This window comes from Streptomyces sp. NPDC001220 (assembly GCF_053597895.1).
The window spans coordinates 677503-693028 of sequence record NZ_JBSFJE010000002.1 but is presented as its reverse complement, the minus strand read 5'-3'; the positions used below and the strand labels follow the sequence as shown (position 1 = coordinate 693028).

Genomic DNA, 15526 nt, shown 5'->3' with positions numbered 1-15526 from the left:
TGCCGCATGGAAAACTTTCCCGGTTGCGGAAGTGAAAAGAGTGGCTCAGCCGACGGGGAGTGGATGCTGTGAGCGCGCGGCAAGTGCGGAAGATGTTGGGGTTGATGGCCGGTGGCGAGCCCGTCGAGCTCACCAACGCCTGGGCGTCCGTGAAGAAGCTCGCCCGACTGGCCTTCATCGCCCAGCAGTTCGGGTACGAGTACGCCGACGCCCGGCACACCGGCTCCCGCAACAACGTCCTCAAGATGCTGATCGTCCCCGACCACAGTCCGCAGGGCCGGGCGCGGGCCGCGCAGAACTGGGCGCAGTACCCGAACGCCGGTGACGGGGTCTCGCTGCCGCCGCTCATCCCCGACGCCGTCGAACTGCTCAAGGCCCGGATCCAGTTCGACCTCACCGGCAAGAGCGCCGAGAAGCGGATGCTGTTCGGGGCCGGCGGTATCACCCTCGGGCTGGTGCTGGCCGCGGCGCGGGCCGGCGGGAGTGCGGGCGCCTTCGTCGTCGCCGGTGTCGTGTGGGTCATCCTCATGGCCGTCATGGGGCTCGGGTTCTTCGTCACGCGCGGGCGCAACGCCAAGTTCGCGCAGCGGCTCCAGGCCGCCGGGTTCATGCCGGTGACGGGGGAGAACGGCCGGGTGCGGTATCTGCCGCCGGGCACACCGATGCCGATGCCGATGCCTGCGCAGATGCCGATGCAGCCGGCCCCGTACCAGCAGGCCCCGGTCCAGCAGCCGTACCAGCAGCCCCCGGTCCAGCAGCCGTACCAGCAACCCCCGCACCCGCAGCCGTACCCGCAGCAGGCCGGTCCCTACGGCCCGTACGGCGCCCAGCCAGGCCCCGCCGGTTACGGTCAGCAGCCGCCCGCCCCGGGCCCGTACGCTCCCGGCGCCTACGGCCCGTACTCCCCGCCCCAGCAGCCTCCCTACCCCTCCCGCTGAGGCACCGCCCCGTCGCGACCTCTCACCCGACCTCCCACCAGGGTGAGAGCAACGTTCCCTTCCGGTCACCCACAGCCACAGTGCGGAAACGCCGTCTCCCTACCTTCGGGCTCAGTCACTCATCCGGAGTCGGAAAGACCGAGCACGCGGAGCACCGTGGAGGCGTCATGACAGCCCCAGCCCCTACCTCACGCAGTCGCTGGATCCAGGAGTGGGATCCGGAGGACGAGGCGTTCTGGAACGCGACCGGTGAGAAGGTCGCACGGCGGAACCTGATCTTCTCCGTCCTGTCCGAGCACATCGGGTTCTCGATCTGGACCATGTGGTCCGTGCTGGTGCTGTTCATGGGCCCCGAGTACGGCCTGACCCCGGCCGACAAGTTCCTGCTGACCTCCGTGGTCACCCTGGTCGGCGCCGTCGTCCGGGTGCCGTACACCTTCGCCGTCGCGCTCTTCGGCGGCCGGAACTGGACGATCATCTCCGCCGCGCTGCTGCTCATCCCGACCGTCGCCGCCTTCGTGGTGACGAAACCGGGGACGTCGTTCAGCACCTTCCTCCTCGTCGGCCTGCTGGCCGGCATCGGCGGCGGCAACTTCGCCTCCTCCATGACCAACATCAACGCCTTCTTCCCGTTGCAGAAGAAGGGGTGGGCGCTCGGGCTCAACGCGGGCGGCGGCAACATCGGTGTGCCCGTCATCCAGCTGGTCGCGCTCGCGATCATCGGGGCCGGCGGCGGGCCGCGCGTGCTGCTCGGCATCTACATCCCGCTGATCGTCCTGGCCGCCGTCCTCGCCGCGGTCTTCATGGACAACCTCGCCACCGTGAAGAACGACACCGGCGCCGCGATCGACGCCGCGAAGGACGCCCACACCTGGATCATGTCCTTCCTCTACGTCGGGACCTTCGGGTCGTTCATCGGGTACGCGTTCGCCTTCGGGCAGGTGCTCCAGGTCCAGTTCGGCCGTACGCCGCTCCAGGCCGCGTACCTCACCTTCATCGGTCCGCTGCTCGGCTCCCTCATCCGGCCCGTCGGCGGATGGCTCGCCGACCGGTACGGCGGGGCGCGGATCACGCTCTGGAACTACGTCGGCATGGCCGCCGCCACCGCCCTCCTCGTCGCCGCCAGCATGCAGAAGTCACTGCCGCTGTTCGTCACGTTCTTCGTCGTGCTGTTCGCGCTCAGCGGCCTCGGCAACGGGTCGACGTACAAGATGATCCCCGGCATCTTCCAGGCCAAGGCCCTCGCCAAGGGGCTCACCGGCGAGGAGGCCGTGGCCTACGGGCGGCGGCTGTCCGGCGCCTCCATGGGCCTGATCGGCGCGGTCGGCGCGCTCGGCGGCGTCGGCATCAACCTCGCCTTCCGGCAGTCCTTCCTCTCCTACGGCTCGGGCACCGGTGCCTTCGTCGCCTTCCTGGTCTGCTACGGCCTCTGCTTCGCCGTCACCTGGGCCGTATACCTTCGCCGGTCCGCCGCGCGGAGGCACCCCGCAGCCGCCACCGAGACAAAGGCGCAGCTCAGCTACGCCGAGGTGTGACGTAACACGGGTGACACGGAGCCGAACCGAGCCTGTCACGCGCCGTTGACAGGCTCGGCGGGCATGCGGGCCAGCTAGGAGAGCAGTCATGGACGAGGAACAGCAGCGGCCGGATCCCGGCCGGTCCGGCCCTCTCGCGGGGTTCACCGTGGGGGTCACGGCCGCGCGCCGGGCCGACGAGCTCGGGGCGCTGCTCCAGCGGCGCGGCGCAGCCGTGCTGCACGCGCCCGCCCTGCGTATCGTGCCGCTCTCCGACGACGGGGAACTGCTCGCCGCCACGAAGGAGATCATCGACCAGGCGCCGGACGTGGCCGTGGCGACCACCGCGATCGGGTTCCGGGGGTGGATCGAGGCCGCGGACGGGTGGGGCTTCGGCGAGCAGCTGCTGGACCGGCTGCGCCATGTCGAGCTGCTGGCCCGCGGCCCCAAGGTCAAGGGCGCGGTGCGGGCCGCCGGGCTCACCGAGCACTGGTCGCCGTCCTCCGAGTCCATGGCCGAGGTGCTCGACCGGCTCCTGGAGGAGGGCGTGGAGGGCCGCCGGATCGCCGTACAGCTGCACGGGGAGCCGCTGCCGGGGTTCGTGGAGTCGTTGCGGGCGGCGGGGGCGGAGGTGCTGCCGGTGCCGGTGTACCGGTGGATGCCGCCGGAGGACCTCGGGCCGGTCGACCGGCTCCTGGACGCCGTCGTCTCCCGCACGGTCGACGCGGTCACCTTCACCAGCGCGCCCGCGGCGGCCTCCCTGCTCTCCCGCGCCGGGAAACGGGGCCTCCAGGCCGACCTGCTCGCCGCCCTCCACCACGACGTCGTCCCGGCCTGCGTCGGCCCGGTCACCGCGCTCCCGCTCCAGGCCCTCGGCGTCGACACCATTCAGCCGGAACGGTTCCGGCTCGGACCCCTCGTACAGCTGCTCTGCCAGGAACTCCCCTCGCGGGCACGGGCGTTGCCGATCGCCGGCCATCGGGTGGAGATCCGGGGGCACGCGGTCCTCGTGGACGGCGCGCTGAGGCCGGTGCCGCCGGCCGGCATGTCCCTGCTGCGGGCGCTGTCGCGGCGGCCGGGCTGGGTGGTGGCCCGCGCCGAACTGCTGCGGGCCCTGCCGGGCGCGGGGCGCGACGAGCACGCGGTGGAGACGGCGATGGCTCGCCTGCGTACGGCCCTGGGCGCGCCGAAGCTGATCCAGACGGTGGTCAAGCGGGGCTACCGGCTCGCCCTGGACCCTGCGGCGGATGCCAAGTACGCGGACGCGTGAGCCGCCGCCGGAACCTGCCCGGGTCCCGCCCGGACCCTGCCCGGGCCACGCCCCGGTCCTGCGGCGGACGCCAAGTACGCGGACGCGTGAGCCGCCACCGGCCCAGCCCCGGCCTCGCCCCGGTCGGTCCGCCCGCCCCGGTCGGTCCGCTCGCCCCCGCCGGTCCGCCCGCCTCGGACCACCTCTCCACCGCACCACCTCTCCACTGCACCACCTCTCCACTGCACCACCGCTCCACCGCACCACCGCTCCACCACACCACCGCGCCACCCCTCCATAGCCTGGGCCGGACTTCGCCGTGGGGGATGAGCGGTCCGGCTGACCGGCGTACGACGTTCTGGGGACCGTCTCCCGGCAACCGGCCGTAACCGGCGGCTCCCGGGCCGCCACTCGGGTCCGTTCCTCCCCGCCCGCGCCGGGTCGTCCCGCGCGGACGCGTGCGCGCGACCGTGTGTGCCCCGGGCCGCGGGCGTGCGCTCTGCCGGATCCGGCCGGGCGGGCGGCACGCTGACGCCGGACCGAGGCACAGGGGGGAACGGGACATGACACGCTGGCAGCCGTTGCCGGCCACACTGCCGGGAGAGGCCCGGCACCTGGTCGAGCAACTGCGCGTCCTGAAGGGCCGTACCGGGCTCAGCCTGGCCGGTCTGGCCCGGCGCACCGCGTACAGCAAGTCGTCGTGGCAGCGCTATCTGAGCGGGGACAGACTGCCGCCGAGGAGCGCGGCCCAGGTGCTGTGCCGGCTGGGCGGCGGGGACCAGACGCGGCTGCTGGCACTGTGGGAGCTGGCCGACCAGGCGTGGCCGCAGGGCGCGTCGGAGCCACCGGCGGACGAGCCAACGGTTCCGGTACCGGTACCGGAACCCCCTCCCGCGCCGGGACCGCCTCCCGCGCCGGAACCGCAAACGCGGCGGTGGCGGACGGCCGCCCTCGCCGCGTTCGGTGTCATCGTGCTGCTGACCGCGGGGCTGCTGTGGGCGCTGCCCCGCGGGGCGCTCAGCCGAGCTTGTCGTAGTACGCGATCTTGTAGGAGCCGGTGCCCTTGATCCGGACCCGGTACTTGCCGCTGATCCGCTTGAGCGGGGCGTTGTGCGAGGTGCCGTGGTACGTGACGGTCTGGAACGAGGTCGGGCCGGTGAGCCGCTGCTGGGCGAACGTCCACGTCTGGTCGGTGACGACGCCGTCGTTGTCCGAAAGGCCGAAGTGCTCCTGCCACCACTGGGTCGCCGACTCGGTCTCGGGGCCGAACGAGCCGTCGATCTGGCTCCTGGTGAAGGGGTGCCAGTCGCCGTCGTCGTCCTGCCACTGGGCGCCGTCGGCCCACAGCACGGTCTCCCACAGGGCCGTCGCGTTGCTCGTGGCGTAGTCGTCGACGCCGAGGTTCTCCTCGTCCTGCCAGTCGTCGGTGACACCGCCGCCGCCGTCGATGCCGTGGTACGGCGCGGCGGCGCTCGCGGCCGGTGCCAGGGCCAGGCCGCCGGCGCCCAGCAGTACGGCCGTCGCCACCGCGACGACCCGGGTGCGCATGCTCATGAACGTGTCCTTTCTGAACCGCCGTCCCCCGTGGGTCCCCCTTGGGGCGGCTCGCTGTGCGTTCGCAGGACAAAGGGTCACGGCCGGGGGCGGCCGGGGCGAGGCCCAGCGGGGTATCCGGGCCCGACGGGGACGGCCCGCGCCGCACGCACCGGCGTCCCCGCCGGGTGCGGGTCGGACGGGAACCTCGCGGAACACGGGTACGGGGGGTTCCGGCCGCCCGCCGGGCCGGGCACTGTGAGAGGACACGGTTCCCTGTCCTAGGTGGTGGCGGGCACATGGCACTGGGTACGGCGACGGCCCCGTACGAGCTGCGCTTCGACGCCGGGCGGATCTGCCTGGATCTGCTGGCGACCACGCATCCCGGCGAACGGCTCGACGCGCTCGAGCCGTTGCGGGCCTGGATCACCGGCTCCGGACTCGTCCCGCCGGGCACCCCGCTGGCCCACGCCGACACCGGCTGGCTGATCGCGTTCCGTGAACTGAGGGGACATGTAGAACAGTTGGTGCGCGACCGGAACGCCGGCCGGACTGGCGTCCGGAGCAACACCCGTGCCCTGTCGTACGACTTCGCGCTCGCCGGCGTCAACGACCTCGCCCGCGCCGCCGCACCCCCGTCGCCGCGTGCCGTACCCGGCGCGGACGGGTTCCTGGTGCGGGAGTTGGCGGGGCCGCCCGAGTGCGCGGCGCTGCTCGCGGCCGTCGCCCGGGACGCCGTGGAACTGCTCACCGACGCCGTCGCACGGGCGGCCGTCCGGGAGTGCGAGGGCGACAACTGCCCCATCGTCTATCTGGACACCTCCCGCGGACGCAGACGCCGCTGGTGCTCCAGCGAGATCTGCGGCAACCGCGAACGGGTGGCCCGCCACCGCCGCCGCGCGGCCCTCGCCCGAGCATGAGCATCAGCGTGGGACATGGGTATGGGTACGGGCATGACCGCCGAGCGGTCCTCAGCCGACCCGGCCTCCTCAACCTCCGCCCCTTTTGCGGCATCTGCCGGATCTTCATCGAAGCTCCCCGAAAGTGATTTCGACAACATTCGGTTTGTCCGTGGCAACCCCCGGGCACCGCTCGGGCGTTCGACGTTGTGTCGGAAATGTAAAGATCACGCGGTGGGAATGTGGGGTCATGTCCCGCTCGTCATGTCACCTCGCGGAAAAATGTGAGGTCTTGTTGAACACACCGCGAGTCACTTCCGTACCGGTGGGGGAGCGACCGACTGGGGGAACCCCCGGACACCGGAGGTGGGCGTGCGCAAGGATGCGGCCGTGGCCAATGAACGTGGATCGAGGGCCCGACATCGCATGTCCCAGCCCTCGGAGCCTGATGAGGAGCTGATGCGTGCCCTCTACCGAGAGCACGCCGGACCTCTCCTTGCGTATGTCCTTCGGCTGGTCGCCGGTGATCGGCAACGCGCCGAGGACGTCGTGCAAGAGACACTCATCCGTGCCTGGAAGAACGCCGGCCAGCTCAATCGAGCGACCGGATCGGTACGCCCCTGGCTGGTGACGGTCGCTCGCCGCATCGTCATCGACGGTCACCGCAGCCGGCAGGCCCGGCCGCAGGAGGTCGATCCGTCGCCGCTGGAGGTCATCCCCGCGGAGGACGAGATCGACAAGGCGCTGTGGCTGATGACGCTGTCTGACGCGCTCGACGACCTGACCCCGGCCCACCGGGAGGTGCTCGTCGAGACGTATTTCAAGGGGCGTACCGTCAACGAGGCGGCCGAAACGCTGGGTATACCCAGCGGCACCGTGCGCTCACGGGTGTTCTATGCCCTGCGGTCCATGAAGCTGGCACTGGAGGAGCGGGGGGTGACGGCGTGATGAGTGTGTACGGGGGACACGGCGGGTTCGGCACAGGTGGTTCGGGTATGTCTGGTGCTATGCAGGAATCTCCGGTTCCCAATGAGCACGAGACGGTCGGCGCCTATGCGCTGGGGATTCTCGACGACGCCGAGGCAACCGCTTTTGAGGCCCATCTGGCCGGGTGCGAGTGGTGCGCCCAGCAGCTCGACGAGCTGGCCGGAATGGAGCCCATGCTGGCGGCCCTGGCCGATCTGCCGGGTTCCGGATCCACGCCGTCCATCGGCGAGTCGCTGTCCGCCAAACCCAGCCCTCGGATGGTCGAGAAGCTGGTCGTGGAGGTCGCCGACAAGCGGAAGGTCCGCACCCGGCGCAGCCTCTTCGGCCTGGCGGCCTCGGTCGTGCTGATCGCCGGCGGCACCGCGGCCGGCGTGGCGCTGAGCGGCTCGGACAGCGGCGGCGGCACGGACATGGCCATGGGCCCGGCCCAGACGGCCTTCCAGACGATGTCCGACAAGAAGACGGCCACGGACCCGGCGACCCACGTCACCGCGACCGTCGCCGTCGAGAAGAAGGACTGGGGCACCCACGCGGTCCTCCAGCTCAAGAACGTCGCCGGCCCGAAGAAGTGCTCGCTGATCGCCGTCGGCAAGAACGGCGAGCGGGAGACGGTGACCTCCTGGTCCGTTCCGACCTGGGGATACGGCATCACGGACGCCAAGTCGGAGAAGGCCAAGGAGCCCCTCTACGTACACGGCGGCGCGGCCTTCGCCCCCAATCAGATCGACCACTTCGAGGTCATGACGTTCGACGGCAAGAAGCTGGTCTCGGTCAGCGCGTAGCTTCGGCGGGCCCCCTTCGCGTACGGTTGACGGCTGCCCAGCACGTCAGAAGGGGGCCCGGTGGCCGCTCAGGCTCAACAATCCGCGGTCGGCCCTCACGGCACGGAACAGGACTCCGCTCAGGACTCCGTCCGGGACCGTGAGATCAGCGTCGAACAGGAACACCTCGACCGGGTGTACCAGCGCCTCGAGGAGAAGATCCACGAGGCGGAATTCCTCATGAACGACGCGGCCAAGCGCGGCCAGGTGGGCACGCCCGGCGCGCTCGCCGAGCGGGACGCGCAGGTGTTCCGCGCGGGCGTCCACCTCAACCGGCTCAACAACGAGTTCGAGGACTTCCTCTTCGGCCGGATCGACCTGCTCCTCGGCAAGGACGGCAAGAAGGGCCCGGACGGCGCCTACACCGCCGTGGAGCCCGCCGAGGGCGCGGTCCGCGCGGACCACACCGCCGACATCGCCGAGACCCTGCACATCGGCCGGATCGGCGTCCTCGACCAGGACTACGCCCCGCTGGTCATCGACTGGCGGGCACCGGCCGCCGCGCCGTTCTACAGGTCCACTCCGGTGGATCCCGGGCGTGTCGTACGACGCCGGGTGATCCGCTCCAAGGGCCGCCGGGTCCTCGGGGTCGAGGACGACCTGATGCGCCCGGAGCTGACCGCCTTCCTGGACGGCGACACCCTGCCCGTCATCGGCGACGGCGCCCTGATGGCCGCCCTCGGCCAGGCCCGCACCCACTCCATGCGGGACATCGTCGCCTCCATCCAGGCCGAGCAGGACCTGGTCATCCGCGCCCCCGCCGCCTCCGTGACCTACGTCGAGGGCGGCCCCGGGACGGGCAAGACGGCCGTGGCGCTGCACCGCGCCGCCTACCTGCTCTACCAGGACCGGCGCCGGTACGCGGGCGGCATCCTGATCGTCTCCCCGACCCCGCTGCTGGTCGCGTACACCGAGGGCGTGCTCCCGTCCCTCGGCGAGGAGGGACAGGTCGCCATCCGCGCCATCGGCTCCCTCGTCGACGGCGCCGAGGCCACCCTGTACGACACGCCGGCCAACGCCCGCGCCAAGGGCTCCTCCCGGATGCTCCGGGTGCTGCGCAAGGCCGCCCGCGGGGCCCTTGAGGGGAACGACTCCCCGGCCCGGCTCAGAGTCGTCGCTTTCGGCCGCCGCCTGGAGCTGGAGGCCGAGGAACTCGACCGCATCAGACACAACGCGCTGGGCGGCACGGCCCCCGTCAACCTGCTGCGGCCCCGTGCCCGCAGGCTCCTGCTGGACGCCCTGTGGGCCCGCTCCGGCGCGGCCGGCCGGCACAGCGACCCGGAGCTGGCCGCCGAACTGCGCTCCTCCTTCGACGAGGACATCGTCACGGAGGACTCCTTCATCGGGTTCCTCGACGCCTGGTGGCCCGAGCTGACCCCGCGGGCGGTCCTCACCGCGATGGCCGACGAGCGCCGCCTGGGCCGCTGGGCCCGCCGCATCCTCAACCCCGGCGAGGTCCGCAGGGTCGCCCGCTCCCTGCGCCGGGACGGCCACTCCGTGCACGACATCGCCATGCTCGACGAACTCGAGGCCATCCTCGGCGCCCCGGTCCGGCCCAGGAAGAAGCGCGAACTGGACCCGATGGACCAGCTCACCGGCCTGGAGGAGCTGATGCCGACGCGCGAGGAGTCCCAGCGCGAGCGTGCCGAACGGCTCGCCCAGGAGCGCGTCGAGTACGCCCACGTCATCGTCGACGAGGCGCAGGACCTCACCCCCATGCAGTGGCGGATGGTCGGCCGCCGCGGCCGGCACGCCACCTGGACGGTGGTCGGCGACCCCGCCCAGTCCTCCTGGTCCGACCCGGACGAGGCGGCCGAGGCGAGGGACGAGGCCCTCGGCAGCCGCCCGCGGCGCCGCTTCGAGCTCACCGTGAACTACCGCAACCCGGCGGAGATCGCCGAGCTCGCGGCCAGGGTGCTGGCCCTCGCCATGCCCGGCTCCAAGTCCCCGTCGGCGGTCCGCTCCACCGGGGTCGAGCCGCGTTTCGTGGTGGCGGACAACGGACACGGCGCGGCCGCCCGCGACTCGCTGGAGAAGACCGTCCGGGCGGCGGCCGAGCAGCTTCTCGACCGGGTCGACGGCACGGTCGGCGTGGTCGTGGCCATGGACCGGCGCGCCGAGGCCGCCCGCTGGCTCGCCGGGCTCGGCGACCGGGTGGTGGCCCTGGGCAGCCTGGAGGCCAAGGGCCTGGAGTACGACGCGACGGTCGTCGTGTCGCCCGCCGAGATCGCCGACGAGTCCCCGGCCGGGCTGCGCGTGCTGTACGTGGCCCTCACCCGGGCGACCCAGCAGCTGACGGTGGTCTCGGGGGAGAGGGACGAGCCGGACGCGGCCGGGGTTCCGGACCTGCTCAGGGAGTGAATGCGGGGCCGTTCGGCTGGAGGTTTCCTGTGAAGTCCGCGGACGGGAATGGCCTTACGGGATCTGTTTGTTAGCCTTGTCGTGACACCGGCTCGATCCAAGCCCCCGGGCCCAACCTTCGTCGCTACGAGCGACCACTTGCCGCGAGGCGAGCATGGCGGGCCGGTGTCATGAACGTCGAAGAGGCCCACGTCACGATGTGATGTGGGCCTCTTTTCCGTGCGAACAATACGCACGAAACCAGGCCCCGCTAACGCCTACCCGGCGGTAGGTGCGACGATCGGACGGCACAACTCGCTACACGGTGAAACGAAGGAAGTCGGCCATGGCAACGGCGCCCAGCGTCTCCTACTCGATGACCATCCGGCTGGAGGTGCCCGCGAGCGGAACCGCCGTCTCGCAGCTCACCACCGCCGTGGAGTCCTCCGGAGGCTCGGTGACCGGCCTCGACGTCACCGCGTCGGGCCACGAGAAGCTCCGCATCGACGTCACCATCGCGGCCAGCTCGACCGCCCACGCCGACCAGATCGTCGGGCAGCTCCGCGAGATCGAGGGCGTCACCCTCGGCAAGGTCTCGGACCGTACGTTCCTCATGCACCTCGGCGGCAAGATCGAGATGCAGTCCAAGCACCCCATCCGCAACCGTGACGACCTCTCCATGATCTACACCCCGGGCGTGGCCCGCGTGTGCATGGCGATCGCGGAGAACCCCGAGGATGCGCGTCGCCTCACCATCAAGCGCAACTCCGTTGCGGTCGTGACGGACGGCTCGGCGGTCCTGGGGCTCGGCAACATCGGCCCGAAGGCCGCGCTGCCCGTCATGGAGGGCAAGGCGGCCCTCTTCAAGCGGTTCGCGGGCATCGACGCGTGGCCGCTGTGCCTCGACACCCAGGACACCGACGCGATCGTCGAGATCGTCAAGGCGATCGCCCCCGGGTTCGCCGGCATCAACCTGGAGGACATCTCCGCGCCGCGCTGCTTCGAGATCGAGGCGCGCCTGCGGGAGGCCCTCGACATCCCCGTCTTCCACGACGACCAGCACGGCACCGCGATCGTCGTCCTCGCCGCCCTGACCAACGCACTTCGCTGCACCGGCAAGGCGATTGAGAACATCCGGGTCGTCATGTCCGGCGCCGGCGCGGCCGGTACGGCCATCCTGAAGCTGCTGATCGCGGCCGGCGTGAAGAACGCCGTCGTGGCCGACATCCGCGGTGTCGTGCACTCCGCCCGCGAGGACCTGGTGGAGGCCCCGGCCGACTCGCCGCTGCGCTGGATCGCCGACAACACCAACCCCGAGGACCTCACCGGCACGCTGAAGGAGGCCGTGCGCGGCGCGGACGTCTTCATCGGCGTCTCGGCCCCGAACGTCCTCGACGGCGACGATGTGGCCGCCATGGCCGACGACGCGATCGTGTTCGCACTCGCGAACCCGGACCCCGAGGTCGACCCGGCGATCGCCCGCCAGACGGCCGCCGTGGTGGCCACCGGCCGCTCCGACTTCCCCAACCAGATCAACAACGTGCTGGTCTTCCCGGGCGTCTTCCGCGGCCTGCTGGACGCGCAGTCCCGGACGGTGAACACGGACATGATGCTCGCGGCCGCGAAGGCCCTCGCCGACGTGGTCACCGAGGACGAGCTGAACCCGAACTACATCATTCCGAGCGTCTTCAACGAGAAGGTCGCGGGAGCGGTGGCGGGCGCGGTGCGGGAGGCCGCGAAGGGCGCCTGAGAACGCCCTCGTCGGGAGCGCCCCGAAAGGGGCGCGGGGCTGTGTCGATGTGCGGCTACCGCCGCGTGGGCGCGACCAGCCCCCGCCGGCCGGCATCCGAAACGCGACGCGCCCGCATGATGCGGGGGTCTGGGGGCAGCAGCCCCCAGTAAACGTCTGTGAAACATGCCACGCCATCCGATCGGCGCGTCGTGAAACCCCCCCTTCGGCCCCCCCGTAGGGTATGGGCGGCAACGGATTGGCGTTCCCGCCGCAGGTGGGGGCAGGATGCGTCCCGGCCCAACATGCGGCTCCGCCGCGTGGCACGCCTCCATGGCAAGAAGAACACGGGAGTAACAACATGAACCGCAGTGAGCTGGTGGCCGCGCTGGCCGACCGTGCCGAGGTGACTCGCAAGGACGCCGACGCCGTGCTGGCCGCGTTCGCCGACGTCGTCGGCGACATCGTCTCCAAGGGCGACGAGAAGGTCACCATCCCCGGCTTCCTGACCTTCGAGCGCACCCACCGTGCCGCTCGCACCGCGCGCAACCCGCAGACCGGCGAGCCGATCAACATCCCCGCCGGCTACAGCGTGAAGGTCTCCGCGGGCTCGAAGCTGAAGGAATCCGCGAAGGGCAAGTGACCTTGCCTTCCGTAGGCCACGGGACGGCGTACGGCGTGTAACACGACGATGGGGCGGCCCCTCCACCAGGGGCCGCCCCATCGTCGTACCTACTGCATCGTCGTACCTACTGCATCGTCGTACCTACTGCGCGGGCGTCAGCCGAGCGCCTTGCCCGGCAGTTCCACCTTCGCGCCGAGCTCCACCAGCTTCTCCATGCCGTGTCCGCCCGGGGGCAACCCCCGGACCCCCGGCCGGGAGGGCGCCGCCCGGGGCCGGGGTCAGGAGGTCGCGGTCAGCCGAGCGCCTTGCCCGGCAGTTCCACCTTCGCGCCGAGCTCCACCAGCTTCTCCATGAAGTTCTCGTAGCCGCGGTTGATGAGGTCGATGCCGTGGACCCGGGACGTGCCCTGGGCCGCGAGGGCCGCGATCAGGTACGAGAAGCCGCCGCGCAGGTCGGGGATGACCAGGTCGGCGCCCTGGAGCCGGGTCGGCCCTGAGACGACCGCGGAGTGCAGGAAGTTGCGCTGGCCGAAGCGGCAGGCCGAGCCGCCCAGGCACTCGCGGTAGAGCTGGATGTGCGCACCCATCTGGTTCAGCGCAGAGGTGAAGCCGAGCCGCGACTCGTACACCGTCTCGTGCACGATCGACAGGCCCGTCGCCTGGGTCAGGGCGACCACCAGCGGCTGCTGCCAGTCGGTCTGGAAGCCGGGGTGCACGTCCGTCTCCAGGGCGATCGACTTCAGCTGGCCGCCCGGGTGCCAGAAGCGGATGCCCTCGTCGTCGATCTCGAAGGCACCGCCGACCTTGCGGTAGGTGTTCAGGAACGTCATCATCGAGCGCTGCTGGGCGCCCTTGACGTAGATGTTGCCCTCGGTGGCCAGCGCCGCCGACGCCCAGGACGCGGCCTCCAGACGGTCCGGGAGGGCGCCGTGGTTGTAGCCGCCGAGCTCGTCCACACCGGTGATGCGGATGGTCCGGTCGGTGTCCATCGCGATGATCGCGCCCATCTTCTGCAGCACGCAGATGAGGTCCTCGATCTCCGGCTCGACGGCCGCGTTGGACAACTCCGTGACACCCTCGGCGAGTACGGCCGTCAGCAGCACCTGCTCGGTCGCGCCGACGGACGGGTACGGCAGCCGGATCTTCGTACCGCGCAGGCGGGTCGGCGCCTCCAGGTACTGCCCGTCGGCCCGCTTCTCGATGGTCGCGCCGAACTGCCGCAGCACGTCGAAGTGGAAGTCGATGGGCCGGCCACCGATGTCGCAGCCGCCCAGACCCGGGATGAAGGCGTGCCCGAGCCGGTGCAGCAGCGGGCCGCAGAACAGGATCGGGATGCGGCTCGAACCCGCGTGGGCATCGATGTCAGCGACGTTCGCGCTCTCCACGTACGTCGGGTCCAGCACCAGCTCGCCGGGCTCCTCACCCGGACGGACCGTCACCCCGTGCAACTGGAGCAGGCCGCGTACGACACGCACGTCACGGATGTCCGGAACGTTGCGCAGCCGACTCGGCGCACTGCCCAGCAGGGCGGCGACCATGGCCTTCGGTACGAGGTTCTTCGCACCGCGGACCCGGATCTCGCCCTCCAGCGGGGTGCCGCCGTGGACAAGCAGGACATCGTCGTTGACGGTCATGAATCTCGCGTTCCGTGGAGTGGGGCAGGGCCGGAAAGACAGAGTAATCGCCCATCGGCCCCCCGCCGTAAGCCCAAGGACCACCCAGCTACGTCATAGCTGTGTCACAACACGAACGGTTCCTCGCCGGGCACATGGGGTCACCGCGCGTCATCGTGCGCCGGGGGGTGCTTCCTTCCTCCCTGAGCTGCATTCACTCCCACACCCCCGTTGGCTCCCCATACGAGGGAAAGATGCGGGATCATGTCAGGCATGACCGAGGTGTCCTCGCTCACAGGGCGGCTGCTCGTGGCCACGCCCGCCCTGGCGGACCCGAACTTCGACCGCGCGGTGGTGCTCCTTCTCGACCACGACGAGGAGGGCTCCCTCGGTGTCGTCCTCAACCGGCCCACCCCGGTGGACGTCCGGGACATCCTGGAGGGCTGGGCCGCTCTCACCGGCGACCCCGGGGTCGTCTTCCAGGGCGGGCCGGTGTCGCTGGACTCCGCGCTCGGCGTCGCGGTCATCCCGGGCGGCAACGGCGACCGGGCCCCGCTCGGCTGGCGCCGGGTGCACGGCGCGATCGGCCTGGTCGACCTGGAGGCCCCGCCGGAGCTGCTCGCCTCGGCCCTCGGCTCCCTGCGGATCTTCGCCGGTTACGCCGGCTGGGGCCCCGGCCAGCTGGAGGACGAACTGGTCGAGGGCGCCTGGTACGTCGTCGAGTCGGAGCCCGGCGACGTCTCCTCTCCGTCCCCCGAGAGACTCTGGCGCGAGGTGCTCCGCCGCCAGCGCAACGAGCTGGCGATGGTGGCCACCTACCCGGACGACGCCTCGCTCAACTGACGGTGGGCCTTCTCTCAACCGTTGCCCGGGCGCTTCAGTACCCTGGGCCTTATGAGCACTCTTGAGCCCGAGCGCGGGACTGGTACGGGGACCCTCGTAGAGCCGACGCCACAGGTGTCCCACGGCGACGGCGACCACGAGCGCTTCGCCCACTACGTCCAGAAGGACAAGATCATGGCGAGCGCCCTCGACGGGACCCCCGTCGTGGCGCTGTGCGGCAAGGTGTGGGTACCGGGCCGCGACCCGAAGAAGTACCCGGTGTGTCCCATGTGCAAGGAGATCTACGACTCCATGGGCAGCAGCGGTGACGGCGAGGGCGGCAAGGACAAGTAACACCTCCGGATCCTCCGAGGCCCCGGGCGCGCTTTGGCGTGCTCCGGGGCCTTTGTCGTACCCGGGCGTTGCACAGGGTGCGTCCCCCGGTCACAGAGTGGTC

At 71.1% G+C, this 15526-nt stretch carries 14 protein-coding genes; 12 read left to right on the top strand and 2 right to left on the bottom strand.

The window, feature by feature from the left end; all coding sequences use genetic code 11:
- Nucleotides 1-68: 68 nt before the first annotated feature.
- From ACWDGI_RS07695 to ACWDGI_RS07680, 4 genes are all read left to right on the top strand, one after another.
- Nucleotides 69-938: a hypothetical protein gene (locus ACWDGI_RS07695; protein WP_450756355.1), complete on the top strand. Its 870-nt coding sequence runs from the start codon at nucleotides 69-71 to the stop codon at nucleotides 936-938.
- Between the two features lie 167 nt (nucleotides 939-1105).
- Nucleotides 1106-2473: a nitrate/nitrite transporter gene (locus ACWDGI_RS07690; protein ID WP_450756353.1), complete on the top strand. Its 1368-nt coding sequence runs from the start codon at nucleotides 1106-1108 to the stop codon at nucleotides 2471-2473.
- An 88-nt stretch (nucleotides 2474-2561) separates the two neighbouring features.
- Entirely contained in the window at nucleotides 2562-3722 is a 1161-nt protein-coding gene (locus ACWDGI_RS07685; RefSeq protein WP_450756351.1) for a uroporphyrinogen-III synthase, read from the top strand.
- 542 nt (nucleotides 3723-4264) lie between these two features.
- A complete protein-coding gene (locus tag ACWDGI_RS07680; RefSeq protein ID WP_450756349.1) occupies nucleotides 4265-4768 on the top strand; it encodes a helix-turn-helix domain-containing protein in 504 nt (167 codons plus the stop codon).
- Here ACWDGI_RS07680 and ACWDGI_RS07675 read toward each other — a convergent pair.
- Nucleotides 4719-5255: a peptidoglycan-binding domain-containing protein gene (locus ACWDGI_RS07675; RefSeq protein ID WP_450756347.1), complete on the bottom strand. Its 537-nt coding sequence runs from the start codon at nucleotides 5253-5255 to the stop codon at nucleotides 4719-4721. The two genes, ACWDGI_RS07680 and ACWDGI_RS07675, sit on opposite strands and share 50 nt — an antisense overlap.
- A gap of 278 nt (nucleotides 5256-5533) precedes the next feature.
- Here ACWDGI_RS07675 and ACWDGI_RS07670 point away from each other — a divergent pair, with 278 nt between their 5' ends.
- From ACWDGI_RS07670 to ACWDGI_RS07645, 6 genes are all read left to right on the top strand, one after another.
- Entirely contained in the window at nucleotides 5534-6154 is a 621-nt protein-coding gene (locus ACWDGI_RS07670) for a CGNR zinc finger domain-containing protein (protein WP_450756345.1), read from the top strand.
- Between the two features lie 405 nt (nucleotides 6155-6559).
- Nucleotides 6560-7081, top strand: coding sequence for a sigma-70 family RNA polymerase sigma factor (locus tag ACWDGI_RS07665; RefSeq protein ID WP_010039908.1), 522 nt, complete (start codon nucleotides 6560-6562; stop codon nucleotides 7079-7081).
- A 59-nt stretch (nucleotides 7082-7140) separates the two neighbouring features.
- Complete coding sequence (locus ACWDGI_RS07660) at nucleotides 7141-7902, top strand: anti-sigma factor family protein (protein ID WP_450756343.1); 762 nt, start codon at nucleotides 7141-7143, stop codon at nucleotides 7900-7902.
- Between the two features lie 60 nt (nucleotides 7903-7962).
- The gene (locus ACWDGI_RS07655) at nucleotides 7963-10302 is read left to right on the top strand and encodes a HelD family protein (RefSeq protein ID WP_450756341.1); all 2340 of its coding nucleotides are present in this window, start codon (nucleotides 7963-7965) and stop codon (nucleotides 10300-10302) included.
- Nucleotides 10303-10627: 325 nt separating this feature from the next.
- Complete coding sequence (locus ACWDGI_RS07650) at nucleotides 10628-12031, top strand: malic enzyme-like NAD(P)-binding protein (protein WP_450756339.1); 1404 nt, start codon at nucleotides 10628-10630, stop codon at nucleotides 12029-12031.
- 340 nt (nucleotides 12032-12371) lie between these two features.
- The gene (locus tag ACWDGI_RS07645) at nucleotides 12372-12653 is read left to right on the top strand and encodes an HU family DNA-binding protein (RefSeq protein ID WP_089106629.1); all 282 of its coding nucleotides are present in this window, start codon (nucleotides 12372-12374) and stop codon (nucleotides 12651-12653) included.
- 274 nt (nucleotides 12654-12927) lie between these two features.
- Here ACWDGI_RS07645 and murA read toward each other — a convergent pair whose 3' ends face one another.
- On the bottom strand, nucleotides 12928-14268 hold the full coding sequence (gene murA / locus ACWDGI_RS07640; RefSeq protein ID WP_450756337.1) for a UDP-N-acetylglucosamine 1-carboxyvinyltransferase: 1341 nt from the start codon (nucleotides 14266-14268) through the stop codon (nucleotides 12928-12930).
- A gap of 252 nt (nucleotides 14269-14520) precedes the next feature.
- Here murA and ACWDGI_RS07635 point away from each other — a divergent pair, with 252 nt between their 5' ends.
- Together ACWDGI_RS07635 and ACWDGI_RS07630 are read left to right on the top strand one after the other, a co-directional pair.
- On the top strand, nucleotides 14521-15090 hold the full coding sequence (locus ACWDGI_RS07635) for a YqgE/AlgH family protein (protein WP_450756335.1): 570 nt from the start codon (nucleotides 14521-14523) through the stop codon (nucleotides 15088-15090).
- A 51-nt stretch (nucleotides 15091-15141) separates the two neighbouring features.
- The gene (locus ACWDGI_RS07630) at nucleotides 15142-15423 is read left to right on the top strand and encodes a DUF3039 domain-containing protein (RefSeq protein ID WP_351322921.1); all 282 of its coding nucleotides are present in this window, start codon (nucleotides 15142-15144) and stop codon (nucleotides 15421-15423) included.
- Nucleotides 15424-15526: the final 103 nt, after the last annotated feature.

Coding starts and splice junctions, on each gene's coding strand:
- ACWDGI_RS07690 (WP_450756353.1), top strand. CDS start 1,106: ATGACAGCCCCAGCCCCTACCTCACGCAGTCGCTGGATCCAGGAGTGG.
- ACWDGI_RS07660 (WP_450756343.1), top strand. CDS start 7,141: ATGCAGGAATCTCCGGTTCCCAATGAGCACGAGACGGTCGGCGCCTAT.
- ACWDGI_RS07665 (WP_010039908.1), top strand. CDS start 6,560: ATGTCCCAGCCCTCGGAGCCTGATGAGGAGCTGATGCGTGCCCTCTAC.
- ACWDGI_RS07670 (WP_450756345.1), top strand. CDS start 5,534: ATGGCACTGGGTACGGCGACGGCCCCGTACGAGCTGCGCTTCGACGCC.
- ACWDGI_RS07645 (WP_089106629.1), top strand. CDS start 12,372: ATGAACCGCAGTGAGCTGGTGGCCGCGCTGGCCGACCGTGCCGAGGTG.
- ACWDGI_RS07635 (WP_450756335.1), top strand. CDS start 14,521: ATGACCGAGGTGTCCTCGCTCACAGGGCGGCTGCTCGTGGCCACGCCC.
- murA (WP_450756337.1), bottom strand. CDS start 14,268: ATGACCGTCAACGACGATGTCCTGCTTGTCCACGGCGGCACCCCGCTG.
- ACWDGI_RS07680 (WP_450756349.1), top strand. CDS start 4,265: ATGACACGCTGGCAGCCGTTGCCGGCCACACTGCCGGGAGAGGCCCGG.
- ACWDGI_RS07675 (WP_450756347.1), bottom strand. CDS start 5,255: ATGAGCATGCGCACCCGGGTCGTCGCGGTGGCGACGGCCGTACTGCTG.
- ACWDGI_RS07685 (WP_450756351.1), top strand. CDS start 2,562: ATGGACGAGGAACAGCAGCGGCCGGATCCCGGCCGGTCCGGCCCTCTC.
- ACWDGI_RS07630 (WP_351322921.1), top strand. CDS start 15,142: ATGAGCACTCTTGAGCCCGAGCGCGGGACTGGTACGGGGACCCTCGTA.
- ACWDGI_RS07650 (WP_450756339.1), top strand. CDS start 10,628: ATGGCAACGGCGCCCAGCGTCTCCTACTCGATGACCATCCGGCTGGAG.